A 19,677-nucleotide genomic window follows, 5' to 3' on the forward strand; every position below is an offset into this window, starting at 1 on the left:
ACCAGGTCTGACGTCATCCGCCGGTGAACATGGTGATGGTCAGCGGTGCATCGACGTCGTCGCACGCGTCGCCGAGGTCGGCCTCGGCGTCGTCCCACTCCGGGGAGTGCACACCGGTCGACTCCGCCGACGCCCCGGAGGTGACCGGTGCGGCCTCTTGCAGCTCGCCGATCGCCGTCTGCACGGCGCTGTCGCCGTCGGACGGCAGCCGATCGAGCACGCGGGTCGCCAACCGGTACCAGCCGTCGTGCTCCTGCGCGTCCATGCGGCCGTCGGCCAGGCTGAGGTCAGCGTTCTCGAGGATGGTCAGCACGTCGCCGTAGGCGGTGCAGGCGGCAGCGTCCTCCGTAGCCTCGTCCCCCGCCGGGTCCTCGGCCTCCGCGACGGCCGGGGCGGCCTGCGGGGCGGCGTCGACGTCACCGTCGCCGTCGCAGCCGCCCAGGACCACGGCGCCCAGCACCGCCGTCGCCACCACTGCCCACCGCTTCGCTCGCACCTGCGCACGCTCCCGACGTCGATTCCTGAGGGGGACGACTGACGGCGAGAGTCTGCCGCGAGCACGCCGCGACGTCGAGAGACACGCCGAGCGCGCCCGGCACCCGGCCGGCACGGCGCCCCCAGAGCGCCGTGCCGACCGGTCCCCTCGTCATCCCCGTGACGTCGTCGTCCCGACCGCGCGTCTCAGTCGACCGCGCGGAACGGGCCCCACGGCCCTGCGCCCGGCTCCTGCCCGCGCGACCACCACTGCGCGACCCACACCCCGCCGTCGTGCACGAGCGCGTCACCCGCCCGGAACACGCGCGTCGGGGTCCAGACCGGCACACCGCGCCCGTCGGTGGCGAGCTCCTCCCACGGTCCCCACACCGCGCCCGGGGTCGTTCCCCGCGCGTACCACTGGGCGCGGAACACCGCGCCGTCGTGGACGACGACGTCGCCCGCGCCGTACGTCGCGTGCGGGTCGTAGGCCGGGGCGTCGACCGGGCCGAGACGACCCGCGCCCGCCGACGACCGCACGATCGCGGGCACGGCCCACGTCGGGTCGATGCTCCCGTGCCGGGTCGGGGTCCAGCGCGCCTCGTCGGCGAGCCGGTCGGCCTCCGCCACCGAGGCGTTGTAGGCCGCGAGGAGGTCGACGGGCTCGCCGTTCACCATCGAGCCGGTCTCGAACAGCCGCTCGCCCTTGTACCGGCCGATGACCCGCGCCGGGTCGACGCCCGGGGCGAGCTCGAACGCGTTGTTCTCGGCGTAGATGCTCGAGTCGACGCCGGCGCCCCAGTAGTACTGGAAGATGCCCTCGCGCGTCTGCTCGTAGAGCTCGTTGTAGACGTGCACGTCGCCGAAGCGCACGCGCGGGGCGCGCTGCCCGACGTCGGTCCACCGGTTGTGGTGGTACGTCACCTTGTGCTTGCCCGCGTCCTGGGTCCGGCTGTCCGAGGAGCCGAGGATCGCCGTCTTGTCGTGGTCGGAGAAGTGGTTGTAGGAGACGGTCACGTGGTCCGAGCCGTGCGTGATGTCGAGCAGACCGTCGTGGATCTCGTACGGGCGGCCGAACACCGTCGGGAGCGACGAGGGCGGGTGCTCGCCGTCGTCGAACGTGCTGTGGTCCACCCAGACGTTCTCCGAGGTCCACACCGACACGTTGTCGTACGCCGAGTTCCAGTTGCCGGCGTCGCCGTCGCCCGGGTCCCACGCGGGGAAGCAGTCGCGCGCATCGGAGAACGTGACGTTGCGGACGATGACGTTGCGCGCGTCGCGGATCCGCAGGCTCGCGCCCACGAGCTGCGCGTCCGCGCCCAGGCCGACGATCGTCACGTTCGACCCGACGTGCTGGAGCGTGAGCGTCGCCTGCTCCGCGGCGGCGGCCACCCGCGCGTCCTCGAGCGGACCGGCCGGGTCCACCCACCCGTACGTCGCGGGGTCGTAGGCCGCGACGTAGTCGTCCATCGAGAACGGGTCGTCGCTCCCCGCGACCGGGACGGTCGCCGCGATGGTCTCGCAGGTCGTCCCGGCGAACGCGTCGATGCGTCCGTCGACGTACACGATGCGCGGCGTCGTGTCGGTCCGCGCCCCGGCCCCGCCCAGCGCGGCACGCAGCTCGTCCCAGGTGTCGACGACGTACACGTGCTCGGCGCTCGCCGCGCTGCCGCCCGTGGTGCCGCCGTTCGCGGCGCCCCAGCCGTCGCTCGCGCCGAGCACCTGCCGCCCGAGGTCCGCCGCGCCGGGGCCGCCCGGGACCGCGCCGTCCCCTCCCGCGGCGTTCGGCGCTGCGCTGCTCGTCAGCGCGGTCCCCGTCACCGCCATCACGACCGCGGTCACCGCGGCCAGCGGGACTCTCACCCACCGTCCTGCCATCACCCAACTCCTTCGTCGGTGCGAGAAACCGGTTTCCCACCGGCGTCGCCGAGTCTGGCACACGGAGGAAGGAAAGCGCTACCCCGTCGAGCGCTCGCCGCGCGCGGCCGCCGAGCGGACGTCGCGGGCCCCGCTCCAGGCGCGTTCGGCGACGAAGGCCGCCGTGAGCGGCCCGGCGACGAACGGCCACACGCCGAGCACCACCGTCGCGATGCTCTCGCCCGCACCGAGCGTCGACAGGGCCAGGGTGCCGAGGAGGTTCGGGGCCACCGCGGCCGCGACAGCGACGCTCGCGATCGACCAGAGCGGCAGCGGCAGCGTGCGGTCGAGGGGGTCGCGGGCCCGTCGCTGGGCGACGAGGATCCCGACGCTCGCGAGCCCGACGGCCGCCAGCGACACCCCCGCCACCAGGAGCACGGCCCCCGCACCGACGACCTCGACCTCGACCGGCGGGCTCCCCGAGCGGGTGGGCGGCTGGACCGACCAGACCAGGCCGCGCGACGGTGCGGCGAGCACCAGCAGGACGGCCGCCGCGACGCTCACCAGCCACACCACCCCAGCGCCGACCGCGATGCGCCGCGCCCGGGCGACCGCCCACAGCGCCGCCGCGACGCGCGCCGCCCGCGCCGATGCGCGCCGCTCACCCCGACGGGGTCGTCCTCGTGACACCACGGGCACAGTGTGCCGTGCGCCAGCACCGTGACGTCGCACGCGCGGAGGTCACCCGCGCGCGGACCGGCGAGCCAGGCCCGGGGCGGCGAGGGCGACGAGGACGGCGGTCGCGGCGGCGAAGACCACGACCATGAGGCGCAGCGGCTCGACGGTCAGCGAGAGTCCGAGGAGCAGCACCGGGACGGCGAGCCCGACGTAGGCGACGAGGAAGACCCCCGCCAGCACCTCGCCGCGCCGGTGCGGCTCGGCGAGCGACCCCGCCGTCGCGAGCGCGCCGCGGAAGAGGATGCCGACGCCCGCCCCCGCGACGACCGCGCTGGCGACGAAGCCAGGCAGCGACGCGAACCCGACCGACGCGGCGAGGACGACGAGCCCGGTCAGGGTGAGCCCGACCGCGAGCGCCACCTGCCGTGCCGGGGCGAGCCGCCCGGAGGCGAGCTGGGCGAGGGCGGCGGACGCGAACACCGCGGCGGACACGAGACCCGCGACGAGTCGCGAGTCCTCGTGCATGACCGTCGCGAGCACGCTCGGCGTGAGCGACGTGAAGAGCCCGAACACGGCGAAGCCGGCGAACGCGGCCGCCGCCGCCGCCGCCGCCACGAACGTGCCGCGCCCCGACCGCGGCACCGCGACGCGCTGCGGGCGGTACGCGTACGGGCCGGCCGCCGGCGCGACCGTCTCGGGCACGAGCGCGGCGGCGAGCACCGCGGCGGCGAGCAGGACGGCGAACGCGACGTACGGCGTCGTGAGCGGGGCGGGCGCGGCCTGGGCCAGCAGGCCGCCGACGAGCGGCCCGAGCGCGAGGCCGCCGATGTTCGCCAGGCCGGCGACCGCGCTCGCGTCGCGCGGCCCGTCCGGGCGCGCGACCGCGCGCAGCTCCGCGAGGTGCGCCGTCGCCGTCGCGGTGACGGCGCCGATCCCCGCTCCGGAGACGAGCCGCGCGACCACGAGCCCGCCCAGCCCGTCGAGCGCGAGGAACAGGACCGCCGCGACGAGCTCGGCCGCGAGGCCGAGGAGCAGCACGCGCCGGCGCCCGAACCGGTCGCTGAGGTGGCCGACGAGGTAGAGGCTCGCCGCCACGCCGACCGCGTAGGCGGCGAAGACGACGGTCACGGCGACCGTGGGGAGCCCGTCGCGCACCTGGTAGAGGGGATAGAGCGGGGTCGGGACGGTCGAGAACGCCATCGCCGTGGCGAACGCGAGCGCCACGACGAGGAACCCGGAGCCGTGGGAGACGAGCGGACGCCGTCGGGATGCCCGCGGGGCGGTTCCGGCGAGGCCCGGGGTGCGCGTCGAGGTGGTGGTCATGCGCACCACCGTGCGCCCGGTCGGTTGATCGTGTCCAACGACTTGTCTCGATACCTCTGATCGCCTTCCCCGATTTCCGGATAGTCTCGCCCCATGGAGACGCGCCAGCTCGAGTACTTCGTCGCCGTGGCCGAGGAGCTGAGCTTCACGCGCGCGGCGGCCCGCGTGTTCGCCGTGCAGTCGAGCGTGTCCGCGGGGGTGCGGGCGCTCGAGACCGAGCTGGGCGCCCGGCTGTTCGAGCGCACCAAGCGCGCCGTCGCGCTCACCTCGCAGGGCGAGGCGCTGCTCCCCCGGGCCCGCGCGGTCCTCGACGCCGTCGACGAGGCGCGCGCCGCCGTCGCGCCCGGCCCGCACCTCGTGCGCGGCACCGTCCGCCTCGGGGTCTTCACCAACCTCGGCTACCTCGGCCTGCCACGCGTGCTCGCGGCGTTCCGCGAGCGCCACCCCGGCGTCGAGCTGCGCCTGACGCCCAGCCCTGCCGGCTCGACCGGTCTCGGGGAAGACGTGCGCCGGGGGGTCGTCGACGTCGCCTTCACGGGGCTGGACCCGCAGGACCATCCGGGCCTGCGGTACACGCGCCTCACGTCCGCGACGTTCGTCGCGGTCCTGCCCGCCGGGCACGCGCTCGCGGGGGCGGCGTCGGTCGCGCCCGGCGACCTGGCGGACGAGCGCGTCGTGACGACGCCGCGCGGGTTCGGCAACCGCGTGGTCGCCGAGCGCGCGTTCGCGCACGCGGGCGTCGCGCCGCGCGCCGACACGGAGGTCGCGGACGTCGGGGACCTGCCCGCGTTCGTGGCCGCAGGGTTCGGGGTCGCCGTCGTGCCGGCCGACATGTACGAGCCCGCCGACGGAGCGGTCGCGGTCCCGCTCGACGCGCCGGAGACGTGGTCCCTGGGGCTCGTGACCCGGCCGCACCCGAGCGCCGCCGCGGCGGCCCTGGTGGCCGGGCTCGTGCACGCGCTCGGAGGTGCGCCCGCGCCGGGCTGACGCGAGGCGCTGATAGCATCGGGACCGTGCTCATCGAGGTCGACAGACTCTAGCCGCCGAGCCGTCGGCGGCCCGTCCCCGCGCACCCTCCCGCCCCCCGCTCCGTGACGGAGCCCGGATGGGCGGCCCCTCCCGGCTCGTGCCGTGGACTCGTCGCGCCTGGGCCCGCCGCACCGCTCTCGCGCCGCTCTGTCCATTCCCGGCACGACCCTGCCCGCGCCACCGCGGGCACGAGGAGCACCTCATGTCCACCCTGCACCGCTCCGCGGTGACCTTGACCGACCTCACGTTCGAGTGGCCCGACGGCACCGTCGCGCTCTCGCACCTCACCGGAACGTTCGGCACGGGCCGCACGGGCCTCGTCGGCGACAACGGCGCCGGCAAGTCCACCCTCCTGCGCCTCGTCGCCGGCCTGCTCACGCCGACGTCGGGCCGCGTCACGACCACCGGCGACGTCGCCTACCTGCCCCAGACCCTCACCCTCGGCCGGGACGCGAGCGTCGCGCGCCTCCTCGGCATCGACGGCATCCTGGCCGCGGTGCGCGCCATCGAGTCCGGCGACGTGGACGAACGCCACTTCGACGCCGTCGGCGACGACTGGGACGTCGAGGCGCGCGCCGCGCAGGCGCTCGCCGAGATCGGGCTCGAGGGCGTGGGCCTCGACCGGCGCGTGGGCGAGCTGTCCGGCGGGGAGGCGATGCTCGTCGCGATCAGCGGGCTGCGCGTGCGGCGCAGCGCGATCACCCTCCTCGACGAGCCGACCAACAACCTCGACCGGGGCACGCGCACCCGCCTCGCGACGCTCGTCGACGGCTGGCCGGGAACGCTCGTCGTCGTGAGCCACGACCTCGACCTGCTCGAGCACATGGACGAGACCGCGGAGCTGCACGCCGGGCGCCTCACGACGTTCGGCGGCCCGTACAGCGCGTGGCGCGACCGGCTCGACGCGGACCAGGCCGCCGCGGCGCAGGCCGCGCGGACCGCCGAGCAGACGCTCCGGGCCGAGAAGCGCCAGCGCGTCGAGGCCGAGACCAAGCTCGCGCGCCGCGAGCGGACGGCGCGCACCGCCCAGGCGAACCGCACCGGGTCACGCATCTCGATGGGACTGCGCGCGTCCGCCGCGCAGGTGTCCGCCGGCTCGATGCGCCAGGGCCTGGACGCGAAGGTCCAGGCCGCGCAGGACGCGCTCGACGCGGCGGCGGCCCGCGTGCGGGACGACGAGCACGTGCACCTCGTGCTCCCCGACCCGGACGTGCCGCGCGGCCGGCGCCTCGCCGAGCTGCACGGGACGAACGGAACCGTCGTCGTGCAGGGACCGGAGCGCGTCGCGCTCGTCGGCGCGAACGGGTCCGGCAAGACGACCCTCCTGGAGAACGTGCTCGCCGGACGCGCTCCGGAGCCCGGGCGGGCTGGCGGCGTGCTGCTCACCGACCGCGTCGGGTACCTGCCCCAGCGCCTCGACGGGCTCGACGACGCCCGGAGCGCGCTCGAGAACGTGCGCGACGGGGCGCCGGACGCCGCCCCGGGCACGATCCGCAACCAGCTCGCGCGCCTCCTGCTGCGCGGGTCGAGCGTGGACCGCCCGGTGGCCACCCTGTCGGGCGGCGAGCGGTTCCGCGTCTCGCTCGCGCGGCTCCTGCTCGCCGAGCCGCCCGCCCAGCTCCTCGTGCTCGACGAGCCGACGAACAACCTCGACGTGCGCAGCGTCGACCGGCTCGTGGAGGCCCTGTCGGGGTACGCCGGCGCCCTGCTCGTCGTCAGCCACGACGACGGCTTCCTCGCCCGGCTCGGGGTCGACGTCGCGCTCCGGCTCGACGGGGACGGCGCCCTGCACCGCGTGGCCCTGCCCGGACGCTGACCCCCGGTCCGGGGGCGTCCCGCTCGCCGGGGCACCCCCGGACCGGCGACGATGGGTCGAGGGCGTGGTGCCCGCGCACCGGACGGGCACGGACCGCGCCGTGGCCCTGACACGCCGGAGGTGCACCCGTGGACTGGTACACCACGCACGTCGTCGACACCGGGCGCGCGCCGGCGCTGTTCGCGCTCGTGGGGTTCGTCGTGACCTTCGTCGTCGTGCGGTCGATCACGCGCCGCATCCGTGCGCGCGGCGAGGCCGACCGGACGCCCGCCCCCGGCCCGGGCGCGGCACCGCGCCGAGCCCTCCTGGGCGACGTCTCCGTCGGCGGCGTCCACGTGCACCACCAGGTCTGGGGCATCCTGCTCGTGCTGCTCACCGGCATGCTCGAGTTCCGGTACTCCCCCGGGCACCCCTGGTCGGAGGTGCTCGCGCTCCTGTTCGGCGCCGGGGCCGCGCTCGCGCTCGACGAGTTCGCGCTGTGGCTGTACGTCGACGACGTCTACTGGTCCGAGGAGGGGCAGCGCTCGATCGACGCGATCCTCGTCGGCGGAGCGCTCGGAGGTGCGCTGCTCCTGTCCGCGTCGCCGATCGGGGTCACGTCGGACGGCTCGCAGGGCGGCTGGCTCGCGTACACCGTCACGGTCGTCGTCCACCTCGCGCTGGCGTTCGTCTGCGTGCTCAAGGGAAAGCTCGCGACGGGCCTCGTCGGGATCGTCGTCCCGGTCGTGGCGTTCGTGGGCGCGGTGCGCCTCGCCAAGCCGTCGTCGCCCTGGGCCCGACGCCGGTACGCGCGCCAGCCGCACCGGCGGGCCCGCGCGCAGGCACGCTTCGGGGCGCGCTACCAGGCGCGGTGGGAACGTGTACGGACCTTGGTGGGCGGTCGGGCCGACGACGACCCGGCGCCACCGAGGTAGCGCCGGCTCAGGTCAGGTCGGGCGCATCCCGCACGACCACGGTCATCGCGGCCGTGGCGGCCGCGTCGGCGTCGGCGTGCGGCCAGCCCGGGCTCGCGGCGCACGCGTGGTCGTGGAGCGCGCCCAGCACGGCGAGCGCCCGGGCGCCCACCGCACGGGCCTGCGGCGTGAGACCACCCCGGATCTTCAGCTGGCCGAGCACGATCGCGACCTGCGCCCGCGCCTCCGCCCCGAGCGCCGCCTCGTCGAGCTCGCCGGACCGGAGCCCGGCCACCGCGGCCGCGCGCCCGGCCGCCCAGACGTCCTCCGGCACCCCGAGGTCCCAGGCCGCGAGCAGCCCGTCGACGAACGCGGGCAGCGCGTCGTCACGGCCGTCGGCCGCGTACCACTCCTCGAGGTCCCGCAGCGCGTCGTGCCCCGAGTCGTTGCCGAACGGCGAGAAGTGCTCGCCCTCGTCGTAGAACGGCTCGGGGGCGAGGGACACGAACGCGGGGTGGCTCGTCGTCGGGGACAGGCCCTCGTCGCGGTCGTCGAGGTACAGCGTCATGAGGGCGAGACTAGACCCCGGGTGATGCCGTCGCCGCGCCGGTCGGCCCGTCCCGGGCACGGTGATCGTCGGTCTCCTCGACCGAGCCGGGCGCGTCAGTCGCGGTTCCACCGTTCGAGCTTGGGCGGGCTGAGCACGACCCACGCCTCGGCGACCCGGTCCGACCGCACCGCCACGCTCACGACGCCCGTCACGACGCCGTCGCGGCGTACCACGAGGCCGTCCACGCCGTTCACCGAGCACACCGCGACCTCGACCCCCGGACCGGGGCGCAGGACCCGGCTCAGCGCCCGTGCCGTCTCGTCGCCCCCCTCGACGACGCCGGGGGTCGCGGCGCTGCTCCCGGCGGCGTCGACCCACAGGGTCGCGGCAGGCTCGACCAGGGCGCGCACGGCGTCCCGGTCGCCCGCTCCCGCCGCGCGGCGGAGCGCCGCGACCACGCGCGCGTGCGCCGCCCGGTCCTGGTCGCGCCGGGCCCGTGCCCGGCCGTCCCGCTGACGCATGCCGCGCCTACGCGGGGAGCGCCGCGAGCTTCTGCGGATTCATCATCCACAGCACGCGGTCGATGCCGTCGGCCGTGGCCCGGACCGTGAGCACGGCGAAGAGCTGCCCGTCGTGCGAGAGCCGCACGGCCGGGTGGCCGTTGATGTCGGCGGGCTCCACGTCGACACCCACCCAGAAGCGCGCCGCGAACGCGTGGTGGTACTTCGCGACGCGCGGGCGCCCGACGACCGGGAACTTCGACGCGCGGACCGCTCCGCCGCCGTCGGAGTAGGAGATCACGTCCTCGGCGAAGAGCTGTTCCAGGAGCGCGACGTCGCCCGCCTTCGCGGCGGCCACGAACGCGGTGAGCAGGCGGCGCTGGGCCTCCGGGGCGACCGGCGCGCGGCGCTCCTCGCCGAGGTGACGGCGCGCCCGACTCACGAGCTGGCGCACGCTGGCCTGCGAGTGGCCGATGATCTCCGCGATCTGCTCGTACGGGTAGTCGAACGCCTCGCGCAGCACGTACGCCGCGCGCTCGGTCGGTGTGAGCTTCTCCAGGAGCATGAGCAGCGCGACCTCGAGCGCCTCCCCGCGCTCCGCCCCGAGCGTCGGGTCGGCGCTCGTGTCCACGGGCTCGGGCAGCCACGGGCCGATGTACGTCTCGCGGCGCACGCGCGCGGACTGGGCGACGTTGATCGCGAGCCGCGTCACCGTCGTCGTGAGGAACGCGTCCGGGTTGCGCACGGTCGAGCGGTCGTACGTCTGCCAGCGCACCCACGCGTCCTGGAGCACGTCGTCGGCCTCGGCCGCGCTGCCGAGGATCCGGTACGCAATCCCGAACAGCCTGCGCCGCGCCGCGCTGAACTGCTGCTCCGCCACCGTCAGGTCCGCCGCTCGCCCGTCCACGTCCGCCATCCTCGCCCCACCCTCGTGTCGCCGTCACCCCCGGCCGCTCGGCCGGACGCCCTTCCCCCAGCCGACCGGACAGGGCCGTGATCTGTGACAGGGCAGGGCGCGCCGTCGCGCACGGGTCCGGCGGCGGGTGGGACCAGCCGCGATCTGCTTGGCGCGTACCCACGAAGGGCCGCCTGAAACCCGGTGCTCCCGCTCTTACCTCACGACTCGACCGGACCCCTCCGACGCGCGTCGTCCTGCTGCACCCGTCCGACCGGGCGCGCGCCCGACCTGTGACACACGTGCGCGGAACGCGAGTCCTGCGTGCGTTCTTCGTGGTGCCCGGGTCTGCGGGTTCGCAGGCTGGAGGGGCAGGGGATCCATCGCACCGAAGGAGAGAAGACCATGAGCGAACCCGTCCTGGAACCGGAGGCGCAGGCGTTCGCCGACGCCGTCGCGGCACCGCCGTTCGTCGACGAGCTCGGCCCGGAACGTGCCCGCAAGGTCCTCGACGACCTGCAGGCGCAGCTCATCGAGATGGCCCAGGTCGAGGAGACCTGGGTGACCGTCCCCGCGGGCGACGGCTCGGTCCGCGTCCGCGTGGTCACGCCTCGCGGCACGACCGGGACGCTGCCCGTCGTGCTCTACCTGCACGGCGGCGGCTGGGTGCTCGGCGACGCCGGCACGCACGACCGCCTCGTGCGCGAGCTCGCGGTCGGCGCCCGCGCGGCGGTCGCGTTCGTCGAGTACGACCGCTCCCCCGAGGCGCGCTACCCGGTCGCGCTCGAGCAGGGGTACGCGGCGGCGCGCTGGATCACGACCGACGGCGCCACGCTCGGGCTCGACGCGTCCCGCCTCGCCGTCGCGGGCGACTCGGTGGGCGGCAACCTCACGGCCGCGCTCACGCTGCTCGCCAAGCAGCGGGGCGACGTGACGTTCGTCCACCAGTCGCTGTACTACCCCGTGACGGACGCCGCGCAGGACACGGCGAGCTACCGCGAGTTCAAGGACGGCCCGCACCTCACGGCGCGGGCCATGGCGTGGTTCTGGGACAGCTACCTGCCCGACGTCGACCGCCGGTCCGAGATCACCGCGTCGCCGCTGCGCGCCTCGCTCGACGACCTCGCCGGGCTCCCGCCCGCGTTCGTGGTCGTCGACGAGAACGACGTCCTGCGCGACGAGGGCGAGGCGTACGCGCGGCGGCTGGTCCAGGCCGGCGTGCCCACGACGAGCCTGCGCTACAACGGCACGATCCACGACTTCATGATGCTCAACCCGCTGCGACCGACGCGCGCCGCCACGGCCGCCGTCGAGCAGGCGGTCCACGTGCTGCGCACCGCGCTCGGCACCCTCTGATCACCGAGAGAAGGAAGAACCATGTCCAGCACGAAGCCCATCGTCCTCCTGGTCCACGGCGCGTTCGCCGGCTCCGACAGCTGGGACGGCGTCGTCGAGCGCCTCCTCGCGCAGTCGGTCGACGTCGTCGCCCTCGCCAACCCGCTGCGCTCCGTCACGGGCGACGCCGAGTACGTCCGCGACGTGATCGCGGCGATCGGCCGACCCGTCGTCCTCGTCGGGCACTCGTACGGCGGCATCGTCGTCACCGGTGCCGCCGCAGACAACGACGCCGTCAAGGCCCTCGTCTACGTCGGGGCGTTCGCGCCCGACGCCGGCGAGTCCGCGCTGCAGCTGTCGGGCAAGTTCCCCGGCAGCACGCTCGGCGAGACCCTGATCGGCTACCCGCTGACGAGCGGCGGGAACGAGCTGCGGATCCGCGGCGACGCGTTCCCGTCGCAGTTCGCGCACGACGTCCCGGTCGAGCGCGCCGTCGTCATGGCGGCCGAGCAGCGACCCGTCACCGAGCTCGCGCTGAGCGAGGGCCTGCCCGGCACCGAGGCGGCCTGGCGACAGGTCCCGTCGTGGTTCGTCTACGGCGAGGAGGACAAGAACATCCCCGCCGAGCTCCAGCGCTTCATGGCCGAGCGGGCGGGGGCGCGCGCCAGCACCCCCGTCGCGGGGGCGTCCCACGCGCTGTCGGTCTCGCGCCCCGCGGAGGTCGCGGCGACGATCATCGACGCGGTCGCCGCCGTCTCCTGACAGTCCGACCCGTCCGGCCCCCGTCGTCCCGGCGACGGGGGCCGGCGTCGTCCCCGACGGTCACCAGGGCGCCCGCGGCCCGCGCGGCGGCGAGACCCTCGGCGTCCCCCGACCCCTCGAAGAGCTCGACGGCGCGCGCCAGGTCGGCGCGCGCGCCCGCGTGGTCGTCCTCGGCCCGGCGGGCGTGCGCGCGGAACACGTGCATGTGCGCCGCCGAGGGGCGGGCTCCCTGCGCGAGGAACCCGGAGATCGCCTCGTCCGCGACGCTCCGCGTGGTCGCCCAGTCCTGCCGGTCCAGGCTGATGCGCGCGATCGAGCCGAGCGCGTGCAGCGCGGTGAACTCGGCGACCTGACCGCGCGGCGCCGTACGGGGGTCGCGCACGAGCGCGACGACGTCCCGCAGGTGCGCGATCGCCTCCTCGCCGCGTCCCAGCGCGGCCAGGCCCTGGGAGCGCTGGAACAGCGCCTGCGGAAGTCCCTCGCGCTCGTCGGCCCGGCGGAAGAGCACGATCGCCTGCTCGGACGCCTCGACGCTCCGCGCGTGGTCGCCGGCCGAGCTCGCGCACCAGCCGACGTAGTAGGCGGCCCAGGCGCGCAGCCCCGGGTCGCCGACCCGCTCGGCGACCTCGCGCCCACGCTCGGCCGCGGCCGTGCCCGCGGCGACGTCGCCCCGGCAGTGGACCTGCGCCCACGCGAGGTAGCCGAGGTGGGTCGCGAGGAGCGCGTCGTCCCCGAGCGCCTCGGCCGCCTCGGCCGACGCCGCGTAGACCTCGTGCCAGTGCCCCCAGTAGGGCCACAGGTCCGAGAACCAGTGCAGGGCCTCGGCGACCTCGACCACGGTCTCGTGGTCGCCGCCCCGGCCCGCGCGCCCCAGGGCGGCGAACCAGGCCGTCGACTCGTCGGTGAGCCACGCGCGGGCCTCCTCGCCCGTCGCCAGCCCGACGACGTCCTCCGCGTCCGCGGACCCGTCGCCCAGGACGTCGGGCTCGAACCACCGGCCCGCCCGGACGGCGGTGCGCAGGAGCCACGCGTCCGCGGCGTCGCGCAGGGCGACGCGGGCCTCGGCGGGCTCGGCGTCTGCGAGCGTGCGCTGGGCGTAGAGGCGCAGCAGGTCGTGCAGCGCGTACCGGTCGTGCTCGGCCGGGCGGACGAGGCTGAGCGACACGAGCCCGTCGAGCAGCTCCTCGGTCGTCCAGACGGTCTCCTGCGCGAGGGTCGCGGCCAGCCCGGCGCCGACGTCGCGCCCGTCGGCGAGCGCGAGGCGACGGAACAGCCGCTGCGCGGCCGGCCCGAGCTGGTCGAACGAGAGGTCGATCGCCGCGCGCACCGAGAGGTCGCCGGCGGCCAGGGCGTCGAGGCGACGGTCCGCGACCGCGAGGCGGGAGGCCAGGGCGTCCACGGTCCAGGTCGCCCGGCTCGCGAGCCGGTTGGCGGCGATGCGCAGCGCGAGCGGGACGTCGTCGCAGAGCTCCGCGAGGCGCGCGAGGTCGGTCGCGGACGCCTGCTGCTCGGGGACGATCCGCGCGAGCAGGGCGCGCGAGTCGCCGGAGGTCAGCCGCTCGAGGTCGACGCGCACGACGTCCTCCAGGCCCTCGAGGCGTCGTCGGCTCGTCACGAGCACCGCGGCGGGGCCCGTCGACGGGAGCACGGCGCGCACCTGCGCCTCGTCGTGCACGTCGTCGAGCACCACGAGGACGCGCCGGCCCGCGAGAAGGGCCCGCAGCCGGGCCGGGTCGTCGCTGCCCCGGGTGCCCGTCCCGACGAGCGCCTGGACGAGCCGGGAGACCACGGCGCCCGGGCGCACGGCATCGGGCGCGGTCCCCGCGAGCTCGAGGAAGAGCTGGTCGTCGAACTCGGCCTGCAGCCGCTGCGCGGCGCGCACGGCGAGGCTCGTCTTGCCGTACCCCGGCGGTCCGGTGACGACCACGACGGGCGGCGGCGCGCCCGGAGCGGCGCGCAGCGCGCGCGTCACGCGGTCGAGCTCCGCGGCGCGGCCGGTGAAGTCGGCCGCACCCCGCGGCAGCGGCAGCCGCCACCCGGGCTCCGGTCGCGCCCGGCGACGCCCCTCGCGCGCGGCGCGCAGGACGGCCGCCCGGTCCTGCTCGTCGAGACCGAGCGCGTCGACGACGGCCAGCATCGTCCGGTGCTGAGGTCCCCGGGCCGCGCCCCGCTCGATGTCGCTGAGGGCCCGGTCGCTGACGCCCGAGAGCTCGGAGAGCCGCTCCAGCGTCAGGTCGGCGGCGAGCCGCAGCCGGCGCACCGTCGGGCCGAGCGCTTCCGTGTCCATGCGTGCCTCGCCGTCGTTCCGCAGGGTGTCCCGTCGTCGCGCCGGGCGGGCGTCCCGCGCGTCCTCGTGCGAGGACGCGGGTCGGAACGCCCGCCCGGCGAGGAGGGCCGAGCTCCCTCGGCCGGTCCGTCCGTCAGCGCGTCGCCACGGACTGCTGCTGGCGCCAGTCCACGAGCCGGGTCCCGCCGAGCACCGCGCCGTCGCCCGGGACGAGCGAGCCCTCGGACAGCGGTGCGCCGAAGTACCGTGCCTCCGGGTCGGCGACGACCTCGCGCGGGTCCTCGAGCGACGCGAGCGTGGTCCGGACGAGCTCGTCGAGCCGGTAGACCTCGGGTCCCGCGACCTCGACGACGCCGCGCACCGGCACGCCCGTGGCGACGTCCGCGACGGCGACGGCCACGTCGGAGGCGGCGATCGGCTGGAACAGGACGGGCGCGAGGTGCACGACGCCGTCCTGCGTGGCGCCGTCCGTGATCGACTTCAGGAACTCGAAGAACTGCGTCGCGTGGACGATCGAGTACGGCACCGCAGAGCCCGTGATGAGCTCCTCCTGCGCGATCTTCGCGCGGAAGTACCCGCTCTCGGTCAGGCCCTGCGTGCCCACGACGGACAGCGCCACGTGGTGGCGGACGCCGGCCATCTCCTCGGCCGCCAGGAGGTTGCCCGTCGAGGTGCGGAAGAAGTCGAGGACCGCCTGGTCCTCGAACGAGGGCGAGTTCGAGACGTCCACGACGACGTCCGCGCCCGCCAGCACCTCCGCGACGCCCTCCCCGGTGAGGGTGTTGACGCCCGAGTTGGGCGAGGCGGGGACGGCCTCGTGGCCGCGGTCCCGCAGCACGGTGACGAGCTTCGAGCCGATGAGCCCCGTGCCGCCGATCACGACGATCTTCATGGTGTCCTCCTGTCGCTGCGTGCGGCGCGGTGCCGCCCTGTCACCCCTGTCGACCGGACGCCGGCCCCGCGTGTGACACGTCCCGGACCGTGCCCGTTGGCAATCTGCTCGATCCCCGTCCGGGACGCGTGCGAGGGTGGTGCCCATGGCCGACACCACCGACGTCCGTCCGGACACGCTCCAGCGCGTCGCCTGGCCCGTCGCGACCCCGCGCCTCGCGCTGCGCCGCGCTCTGCCCGAGGACGCCGACGCCCTCTTCGCCTACCGCAGCCTGCCCGCGGTGGACCGCTGGCTCACGCAGCGGTTCACCGACGCCGAGGAGTGGCGCGAGCACCACGCCGATCCCGGCCGGCTCGCGACGACGCTCGTCGTCGAGCACGACGGCGAGGTCGTCGGAGACCTCTACCTGGCGGTGCGCGACGGCTGGGGCCAGCGCGACGTCGTCGACCGCCCCCGCCCGGACGAGGCCGAGATCGGCTGGGCGTTCTCGCCGTCGCACCAGGGGCGCGGGTACGCGACCGAGGCCGTCCGCGCCCTGCTCGACGTGTGCTTCGACGACCTCGGCCTGCGACGGGTCGTCGCGAACGCGTTCGCGGACAACGAGCCGTCGTGGCGGCTCATGGAGCGCGTCGGCATGCGCCGCGAGGGCGTGGGCGTGCGCGACTCGCTGCACCGCGACCTCGGCTGGGTCGACGGCGTGACGTACGCGCTGCTCGCCGACGAGCGGCGCGAGGGTGCTTGACCCTCGCGCGACCCCAGAGCCCACGGGGCCCTCGTGACCGGCACGGACCCCGTCCTCGACCGCTCCCCCGACCCGGCAGGTGCGCTCCCCCAAGCGGGCTACGCCACGCTCGACCGTGCCGCGCGCCACATCGCGACGACGTCCCGGACGGGGTAGCGCAGGTAGGTCCGCTGCGGCCGGGTGCCGCGCACGAGCGCGTCCGTGCCGCCGTCGCAGTACACGACCTGGCCGGTGGTCGAGCGGTTCTCCGCGGAGGCCAGGTGGGCGAGCAGGTACGTGACGGGCGCGACGGGTCCGGGCGCCCCGAGCGGCTGCGGGAGCGCCGTCTCCAGGAGCGCCCGGTCGCGCTCCCACGTCCGGGTGACCGTCTCGGTCGCGACGATGCCCGGGGCGACGGCGTTCAGCACGATGCCCTGCCCGGCCCACTCCTCCCGCGGCGCGGCCGTGCGGACCCAGTGGTTCAGGGCGATCTTGCTCGACCGGTAGAGCTGGCTCCCGCGCCAGGTCCGGGTCAGTCGCCGGGCGGTCGCCAGCGCCCGTCCGTCGTCGCCGCGCGCGCAGGCGCGGACGAGCGCGCCGCTGCCGCGGTGGAGCGTCGAGGAGGACGTCACGACGACGGCCGCCGGTGCGCGAGCGGCCGCGAGCGCGGGCCGGAGCCCGTCGAGGACCTCGACCGTCCCGAAGTAGTTCAGGGCGACGGTCTCCGGTCGCGGGGCCCCGGCCCCGGCGACCGCGACGACGGCGTCGAGTCGGTCCCCCGTCAGGTCCCGCACCTGCTCGACGAGCGCCGCACGACCCGCCGGTCTGGTGAGGTCGGCGCGGACGTCGACGCCGGACCCCACCCCGCACGTGACGACGTCGCCCGTGCGGGCGAGCAGCCGGGCGACCTCGTGCCCGAGGCCGGAGTCCGCGCCCGTGACGACGTACCGGCGGGCGGCGCGCGTGGGATCCATGGACCCACCCTGCCATAAATTGCAGATCTGCATAAATGTCTCGATGTCCCGTTAGGCTCGTCGCGTGACGAGCGAGAACGGCCACGACGTGCGGCGGCGGCGCACCCACGAGGCGATCCTGGCGGCCGCGGCCCGCCTCTTCGAGACGCAGGGGTTCGCCGGTACGACGGTGGCCGAGGTCGCCCGCGCGGCCGACGTCTCGGAGCGGACGTTCTACCTGCACTTCCCCACCAAGGAGGACCTCCTCTTCGACCACGTGCACGAGTTCACCGTGCTCGCGTGGCGCATCGCGGAGGGGTCGCGCGCCCCCGCGGCCACGACCCGGGTCGACGCCGCGGTACGGGCCCTCGTCGAGGCCGCCACCTCGGACGCCGCCCTCGTCGCCCAGGCACGGGCCCGCGCCGCCCTGGGCGGGAGCGGCCGCGTGCCCGCCTCGCTCACGGTCCGGCTCGCGACGCTCGTCGCCGGGCTCGCCGACCGTGTCGCCCACGGGACGCGGAGCCCGCTGCGCGACGTCGCCCCCATGGTCGGCGCCGCGGTCGGCGCGGTCGAGGGCGCCGGGCTGGCCCTCGCGCGCGAGACCGACGACCCTGTCGCCCTGCGCGAGGGCATGCTCGCGGCGCTGGAGGCCGCCCTCGCCGGGTTCCGGGGCTGAGCGCCCGAGGTGCCGGAGGCGCCCCTCAGCCCGGGGACCCCACGAAGCCTCCGTGCGCCCGGCCCTCCCCGGCCGGTCGCCGGCTGCGCTGGTAGGCGGCGGGTGTCGTCCCCACCACCCCCTTGAACGCCTCGATGAAGCCCGAGACCGTCCGGTAGCCGACCGCGGGCGCGACCGCGTGCACGGGCTCGCCGTCGCTCAGCAGGCCCTGTGCCGCGTGGACGCGGACCCTCGTGCGCCAGTCGCCGAACGTGCGGCCCGTCTCCGAGGCGAAGAGCCGCATGAGGGTGCGGGCGCTCACCCCGGCGTGCGCGGCCCACCCGGTCACGTCGCGGGGGTCGGCAGGATCGCGCAGGAGCTGCTCGGCGACCGCACGGGCGCGCGCGTCGTGCGGGACCGGCACCGTGGCCCGGTGCTCGGGCGCCGCGGCGAGCAGCTCGACCAGGAGGCCGTGCGCGTGCCTCCGGAGCGCGGGGGTGACGTCTCCCGCGGACAGGTGCCGCACGATCGCGCCCGCCAGGGGGTCGAGCCGCACGGTCAGTGCGCGCTGCCACCGTGCCCCGGCAGGTCGCAGACCCGGGTGCGCGTAGAGGTTGAGGGTGTAGCCCGCACCGAGCAGGCGCACCTCGTGCGGCACGCCCGCAGGCACCCAGAGCGCACCGTCGCTCGGCACGACCCACCTCTCGCCGCCGGCACCGACCTCGAGCGCGCCGCCCGGGTACCAGCAGAGCTGGTCGCTCTCGTGGGTGTGGACCGGGTAGGAGGGGTCCGACGCGCGCGTGCCCACGAAGTTCCACGACGTCACTTCCGGCGGGTCGCCTGTCACGATCGGCGATACCGCGGCGGCCTGGACCGTCACGGCCGCCACGAGCGCGTCACCCTGGCCGTAGTCGTGGCGCTGTGCACGGATTGGAGAGTCACGTCGGCAAGGGTAGCCTCCCCTTACCTCTCACCCTCCTCCTCGTCGAAAGAGCCGCCATGCCTCGGCCTGCCCGGACCCGCACCACCCCCCGTACCGCCGCCAGCCTCGCGGCGGCCCTCGCCACGACGCTCACCCTCGGCGCGTGCGCCCCCGGCCCGAGCACCGAGACGGCGTCGGCACCCGCCGCGAGCGGCACCGGCACCTTCCCCGTCGTCATCGACCACGCCTACGGCACGACCGAGATCCCGGCAGAGCCGACGCGGATCGTCACGCTCGGCCTCTCCGACCAGGAGCCGCTGCTCGCGCTCGGCGTCGCGCCCGTCGCCGTGAGCGAGTGGTACGGGGGGTACGACCACGCGACCTGGCCGTGGGCCCAGGACGAGCTCGGCGGCGCGGAGCCGGTCGTGCTCAACGGCGGCGAGCGCGACGAGTCGAACCCGCCGCTCGAGGAGGTCGCGGCGCTCGAGCCCGACCTGATCCTGTCGCTCTACAACGGGACGACGAAGGAGCAGTACGACGAGCTCTCGAAGATCGCCCCCACGGTGGTCCCCGACGAGGAGTACGCGAACTTCGCCATCACGTGGCAGGAGGCGACGCGCGCGACGGGCGAGGCGCTCGGCCGGGAGGACGAGGCCCTCGGGCTCGTCGCCGGGCTCGAGCAGGCGTTCGAGGACGCGGCGGCGGATCACCCCGAGTTCGTCGGGCAGGAGGTCGTCGTGGCCGAGCGGTTCGAGCCCGGCCAGTCGATCGTCCGGTCGGGCAACGACGTGCGCGCGCGGTTCTTCGAGCAGCTCGGCTTCGAGGTACCGAGCGAGATCGCGGGCGCGACGGCGAACGAGTACGGGGAGATCACCGTCTCGGACGAGCGCATGGCCGAGCTGTCGAAGGACCTCCTCGTGTGGAACGTGGGCGACGCTCCCGAGCGGCGCGCCGAGATCGAGGACCTCGCCCTGTTCGGGACCCTCCCGGTCGTGACCGAGGACAGGGTGCTGTGGGTCGACGACCCGGAGGTCTCCGGCGCCTTCACGTGGGGCACGGTCCTGAGCCTGCAGTTCGCCCTCGACGAGCTCCTCCCCCAGGTGGCGGACGTCGTGGGCTGAGCGCGGCGCACCCG

At 75.8% G+C, this 19,677-nt stretch carries 19 protein-coding genes; 8 read left to right on the top strand and 11 right to left on the bottom strand.

The annotated features are described in order from the left end of the window. Positions 1-13: 13 nt before the first annotated feature. The 4 genes from ACFVN3_RS12900 to ACFVN3_RS12915 form a co-directional block, all read right to left on the bottom strand. A complete protein-coding gene (locus tag ACFVN3_RS12900; RefSeq protein WP_378233250.1) occupies positions 14-496 on the bottom strand; it encodes a hypothetical protein in 483 nt (160 codons plus the stop codon). 185 nt (positions 497-681) lie between these two features. Next, the gene (locus ACFVN3_RS12905; RefSeq protein WP_378233251.1) at positions 682-2,337 is read right to left on the bottom strand and encodes a carbohydrate-binding protein; all 1,656 of its coding nucleotides are present in this window, start codon (positions 2,335-2,337) and stop codon (positions 682-684) included. Positions 2,338-2,430: 93 nt separating this feature from the next. After that, positions 2,431-3,024 carry a hypothetical protein gene (locus ACFVN3_RS12910; RefSeq protein ID WP_378233252.1) on the bottom strand — a complete coding sequence of 198 codons (594 nt, stop codon included), beginning with the start codon at positions 3,022-3,024 and terminating at the stop codon, positions 2,431-2,433. 48 nt (positions 3,025-3,072) lie between these two features. Further along, the gene (locus ACFVN3_RS12915) at positions 3,073-4,332 is read right to left on the bottom strand and encodes an MFS transporter (RefSeq protein WP_378233253.1); all 1,260 of its coding nucleotides are present in this window, start codon (positions 4,330-4,332) and stop codon (positions 3,073-3,075) included. A gap of 93 nt (positions 4,333-4,425) precedes the next feature. Between ACFVN3_RS12915 and ACFVN3_RS12920 the strand changes: the two genes are divergently transcribed. The 3 genes from ACFVN3_RS12920 (at position 4,426) to ACFVN3_RS12930 (ending at position 8,091) form a co-directional block, all read left to right on the top strand. Next, complete coding sequence (locus ACFVN3_RS12920; protein ID WP_378233254.1) at positions 4,426-5,319, top strand: LysR family transcriptional regulator; 894 nt, start codon at positions 4,426-4,428, stop codon at positions 5,317-5,319. Positions 5,320-5,563: 244 nt separating this feature from the next. After that, a complete protein-coding gene (locus ACFVN3_RS12925; RefSeq protein ID WP_378233255.1) occupies positions 5,564-7,177 on the top strand; it encodes an ABC-F family ATP-binding cassette domain-containing protein in 1,614 nt (537 codons plus the stop codon). Positions 7,178-7,305: 128 nt separating this feature from the next. Continuing rightward, positions 7,306-8,091, top strand: a complete 786-nt coding sequence (locus ACFVN3_RS12930) for a hypothetical protein (RefSeq protein WP_378233256.1) — start codon at positions 7,306-7,308, stop codon at positions 8,089-8,091. A 7-nt stretch (positions 8,092-8,098) separates the two neighbouring features. Here the strand turns inward: ACFVN3_RS12930 and ACFVN3_RS12935 are convergent, their stop codons facing one another. The 3 genes from ACFVN3_RS12935 to ACFVN3_RS12945 form a co-directional block, all read right to left on the bottom strand. Beyond that, positions 8,099-8,638 (bottom strand): hypothetical protein, encoded by a 540-nt coding sequence (locus ACFVN3_RS12935; RefSeq protein WP_378233258.1) that lies wholly within the window; start codon positions 8,636-8,638, stop codon positions 8,099-8,101. A gap of 95 nt (positions 8,639-8,733) precedes the next feature. Further along, positions 8,734-9,141 carry a hypothetical protein gene (locus ACFVN3_RS12940; protein ID WP_378233260.1) on the bottom strand — a complete coding sequence of 136 codons (408 nt, stop codon included), beginning with the start codon at positions 9,139-9,141 and terminating at the stop codon, positions 8,734-8,736. A 7-nt stretch (positions 9,142-9,148) separates the two neighbouring features. Then, positions 9,149-10,027 carry an RNA polymerase sigma-70 factor gene (locus tag ACFVN3_RS12945; RefSeq protein ID WP_378233261.1) on the bottom strand — a complete coding sequence of 293 codons (879 nt, stop codon included), beginning with the start codon at positions 10,025-10,027 and terminating at the stop codon, positions 9,149-9,151. 393 nt (positions 10,028-10,420) lie between these two features. Between ACFVN3_RS12945 and ACFVN3_RS12950 the strand changes: the two genes are divergently transcribed. Together ACFVN3_RS12950 and ACFVN3_RS12955 are read left to right on the top strand one after the other, a co-directional pair. Continuing rightward, positions 10,421-11,371 carry an alpha/beta hydrolase gene (locus ACFVN3_RS12950; protein ID WP_378233262.1) on the top strand — a complete coding sequence of 317 codons (951 nt, stop codon included), beginning with the start codon at positions 10,421-10,423 and terminating at the stop codon, positions 11,369-11,371. A gap of 21 nt (positions 11,372-11,392) precedes the next feature. Further along, positions 11,393-12,112, top strand: a complete 720-nt coding sequence (locus ACFVN3_RS12955) for an alpha/beta fold hydrolase (protein WP_378233263.1) — start codon at positions 11,393-11,395, stop codon at positions 12,110-12,112. Here ACFVN3_RS12955 and ACFVN3_RS12960 read toward each other — a convergent pair. Both ACFVN3_RS12960 and ACFVN3_RS12965 read right to left on the bottom strand, forming a co-directional pair. Continuing rightward, on the bottom strand, positions 12,084-14,399 hold the full coding sequence (locus ACFVN3_RS12960; RefSeq protein ID WP_378233264.1) for an ATP-binding protein: 2,316 nt from the start codon (positions 14,397-14,399) through the stop codon (positions 12,084-12,086). The two genes, ACFVN3_RS12955 and ACFVN3_RS12960, sit on opposite strands and share 29 nt — an antisense overlap. Before the next feature lie 133 nt (positions 14,400-14,532). After that, complete coding sequence (locus ACFVN3_RS12965; RefSeq protein WP_378233265.1) at positions 14,533-15,291, bottom strand: SDR family oxidoreductase; 759 nt, start codon at positions 15,289-15,291, stop codon at positions 14,533-14,535. Between the two features lie 145 nt (positions 15,292-15,436). Here ACFVN3_RS12965 and ACFVN3_RS12970 point away from each other — a divergent pair, with 145 nt between their 5' ends. After that, positions 15,437-16,033, top strand: a complete 597-nt coding sequence (locus ACFVN3_RS12970; RefSeq protein WP_378233266.1) for a GNAT family N-acetyltransferase — start codon at positions 15,437-15,439, stop codon at positions 16,031-16,033. A gap of 98 nt (positions 16,034-16,131) precedes the next feature. On the opposite strand, the gene ACFVN3_RS12975 is transcribed toward ACFVN3_RS12970, so the two are convergent. Next, entirely contained in the window at positions 16,132-16,986 is an 855-nt protein-coding gene (locus tag ACFVN3_RS12975; protein WP_378233267.1) for an SDR family oxidoreductase, read from the bottom strand. 64 nt (positions 16,987-17,050) lie between these two features. Here ACFVN3_RS12975 and ACFVN3_RS12980 point away from each other — a divergent pair, with 64 nt between their 5' ends. Next, complete coding sequence (locus ACFVN3_RS12980) at positions 17,051-17,641, top strand: TetR/AcrR family transcriptional regulator (protein WP_378233268.1); 591 nt, start codon at positions 17,051-17,053, stop codon at positions 17,639-17,641. 25 nt (positions 17,642-17,666) lie between these two features. On the opposite strand, the gene ACFVN3_RS12985 is transcribed toward ACFVN3_RS12980, so the two are convergent. Further along, positions 17,667-18,509, bottom strand: coding sequence for a helix-turn-helix domain-containing protein (locus ACFVN3_RS12985; RefSeq protein WP_378233269.1), 843 nt, complete (start codon positions 18,507-18,509; stop codon positions 17,667-17,669). A gap of 110 nt (positions 18,510-18,619) precedes the next feature. Here ACFVN3_RS12985 and ACFVN3_RS12990 point away from each other — a divergent pair, with 110 nt between their 5' ends. Beyond that, positions 18,620-19,663 carry an iron-siderophore ABC transporter substrate-binding protein gene (locus ACFVN3_RS12990; protein ID WP_378233270.1) on the top strand — a complete coding sequence of 348 codons (1,044 nt, stop codon included), beginning with the start codon at positions 18,620-18,622 and terminating at the stop codon, positions 19,661-19,663. Positions 19,664-19,677: the final 14 nt, after the last annotated feature.

The organism is Cellulosimicrobium sp. NPDC057862, from assembly GCF_042797035.1.
Classification (GTDB): Bacteria; Actinomycetota; Actinomycetes; order Actinomycetales; family Cellulomonadaceae; genus Cellulosimicrobium.

Bases quoted from the DNA above. Each gene is read 5' to 3' on its own strand.
- ACFVN3_RS12915 (WP_378233253.1), bottom strand. From the start codon at position 4,332: ATGACCACCACCTCGACGCGCACCCCGGGCCTCGCCGGAACCGCCCCG.
- ACFVN3_RS12920 (WP_378233254.1), top strand. From the start codon at position 4,426: ATGGAGACGCGCCAGCTCGAGTACTTCGTCGCCGTGGCCGAGGAGCTG.
- ACFVN3_RS12925 (WP_378233255.1), top strand. From the start codon at position 5,564: ATGTCCACCCTGCACCGCTCCGCGGTGACCTTGACCGACCTCACGTTC.
- ACFVN3_RS12935 (WP_378233258.1), bottom strand. From the start codon at position 8,638: ATGACGCTGTACCTCGACGACCGCGACGAGGGCCTGTCCCCGACGACG.
- ACFVN3_RS12940 (WP_378233260.1), bottom strand. From the start codon at position 9,141: ATGCGTCAGCGGGACGGCCGGGCACGGGCCCGGCGCGACCAGGACCGG.
- ACFVN3_RS12950 (WP_378233262.1), top strand. From the start codon at position 10,421: ATGAGCGAACCCGTCCTGGAACCGGAGGCGCAGGCGTTCGCCGACGCC.
- ACFVN3_RS12955 (WP_378233263.1), top strand. From the start codon at position 11,393: ATGTCCAGCACGAAGCCCATCGTCCTCCTGGTCCACGGCGCGTTCGCC.
- ACFVN3_RS12960 (WP_378233264.1), bottom strand. From the start codon at position 14,399: ATGGACACGGAAGCGCTCGGCCCGACGGTGCGCCGGCTGCGGCTCGCC.
- ACFVN3_RS12965 (WP_378233265.1), bottom strand. From the start codon at position 15,291: ATGAAGATCGTCGTGATCGGCGGCACGGGGCTCATCGGCTCGAAGCTC.
- ACFVN3_RS12970 (WP_378233266.1), top strand. From the start codon at position 15,437: ATGGCCGACACCACCGACGTCCGTCCGGACACGCTCCAGCGCGTCGCC.
- ACFVN3_RS12975 (WP_378233267.1), bottom strand. From the start codon at position 16,986: ATGGATCCCACGCGCGCCGCCCGCCGGTACGTCGTCACGGGCGCGGAC.
- ACFVN3_RS12990 (WP_378233270.1), top strand. From the start codon at position 18,620: ATGCCTCGGCCTGCCCGGACCCGCACCACCCCCCGTACCGCCGCCAGC.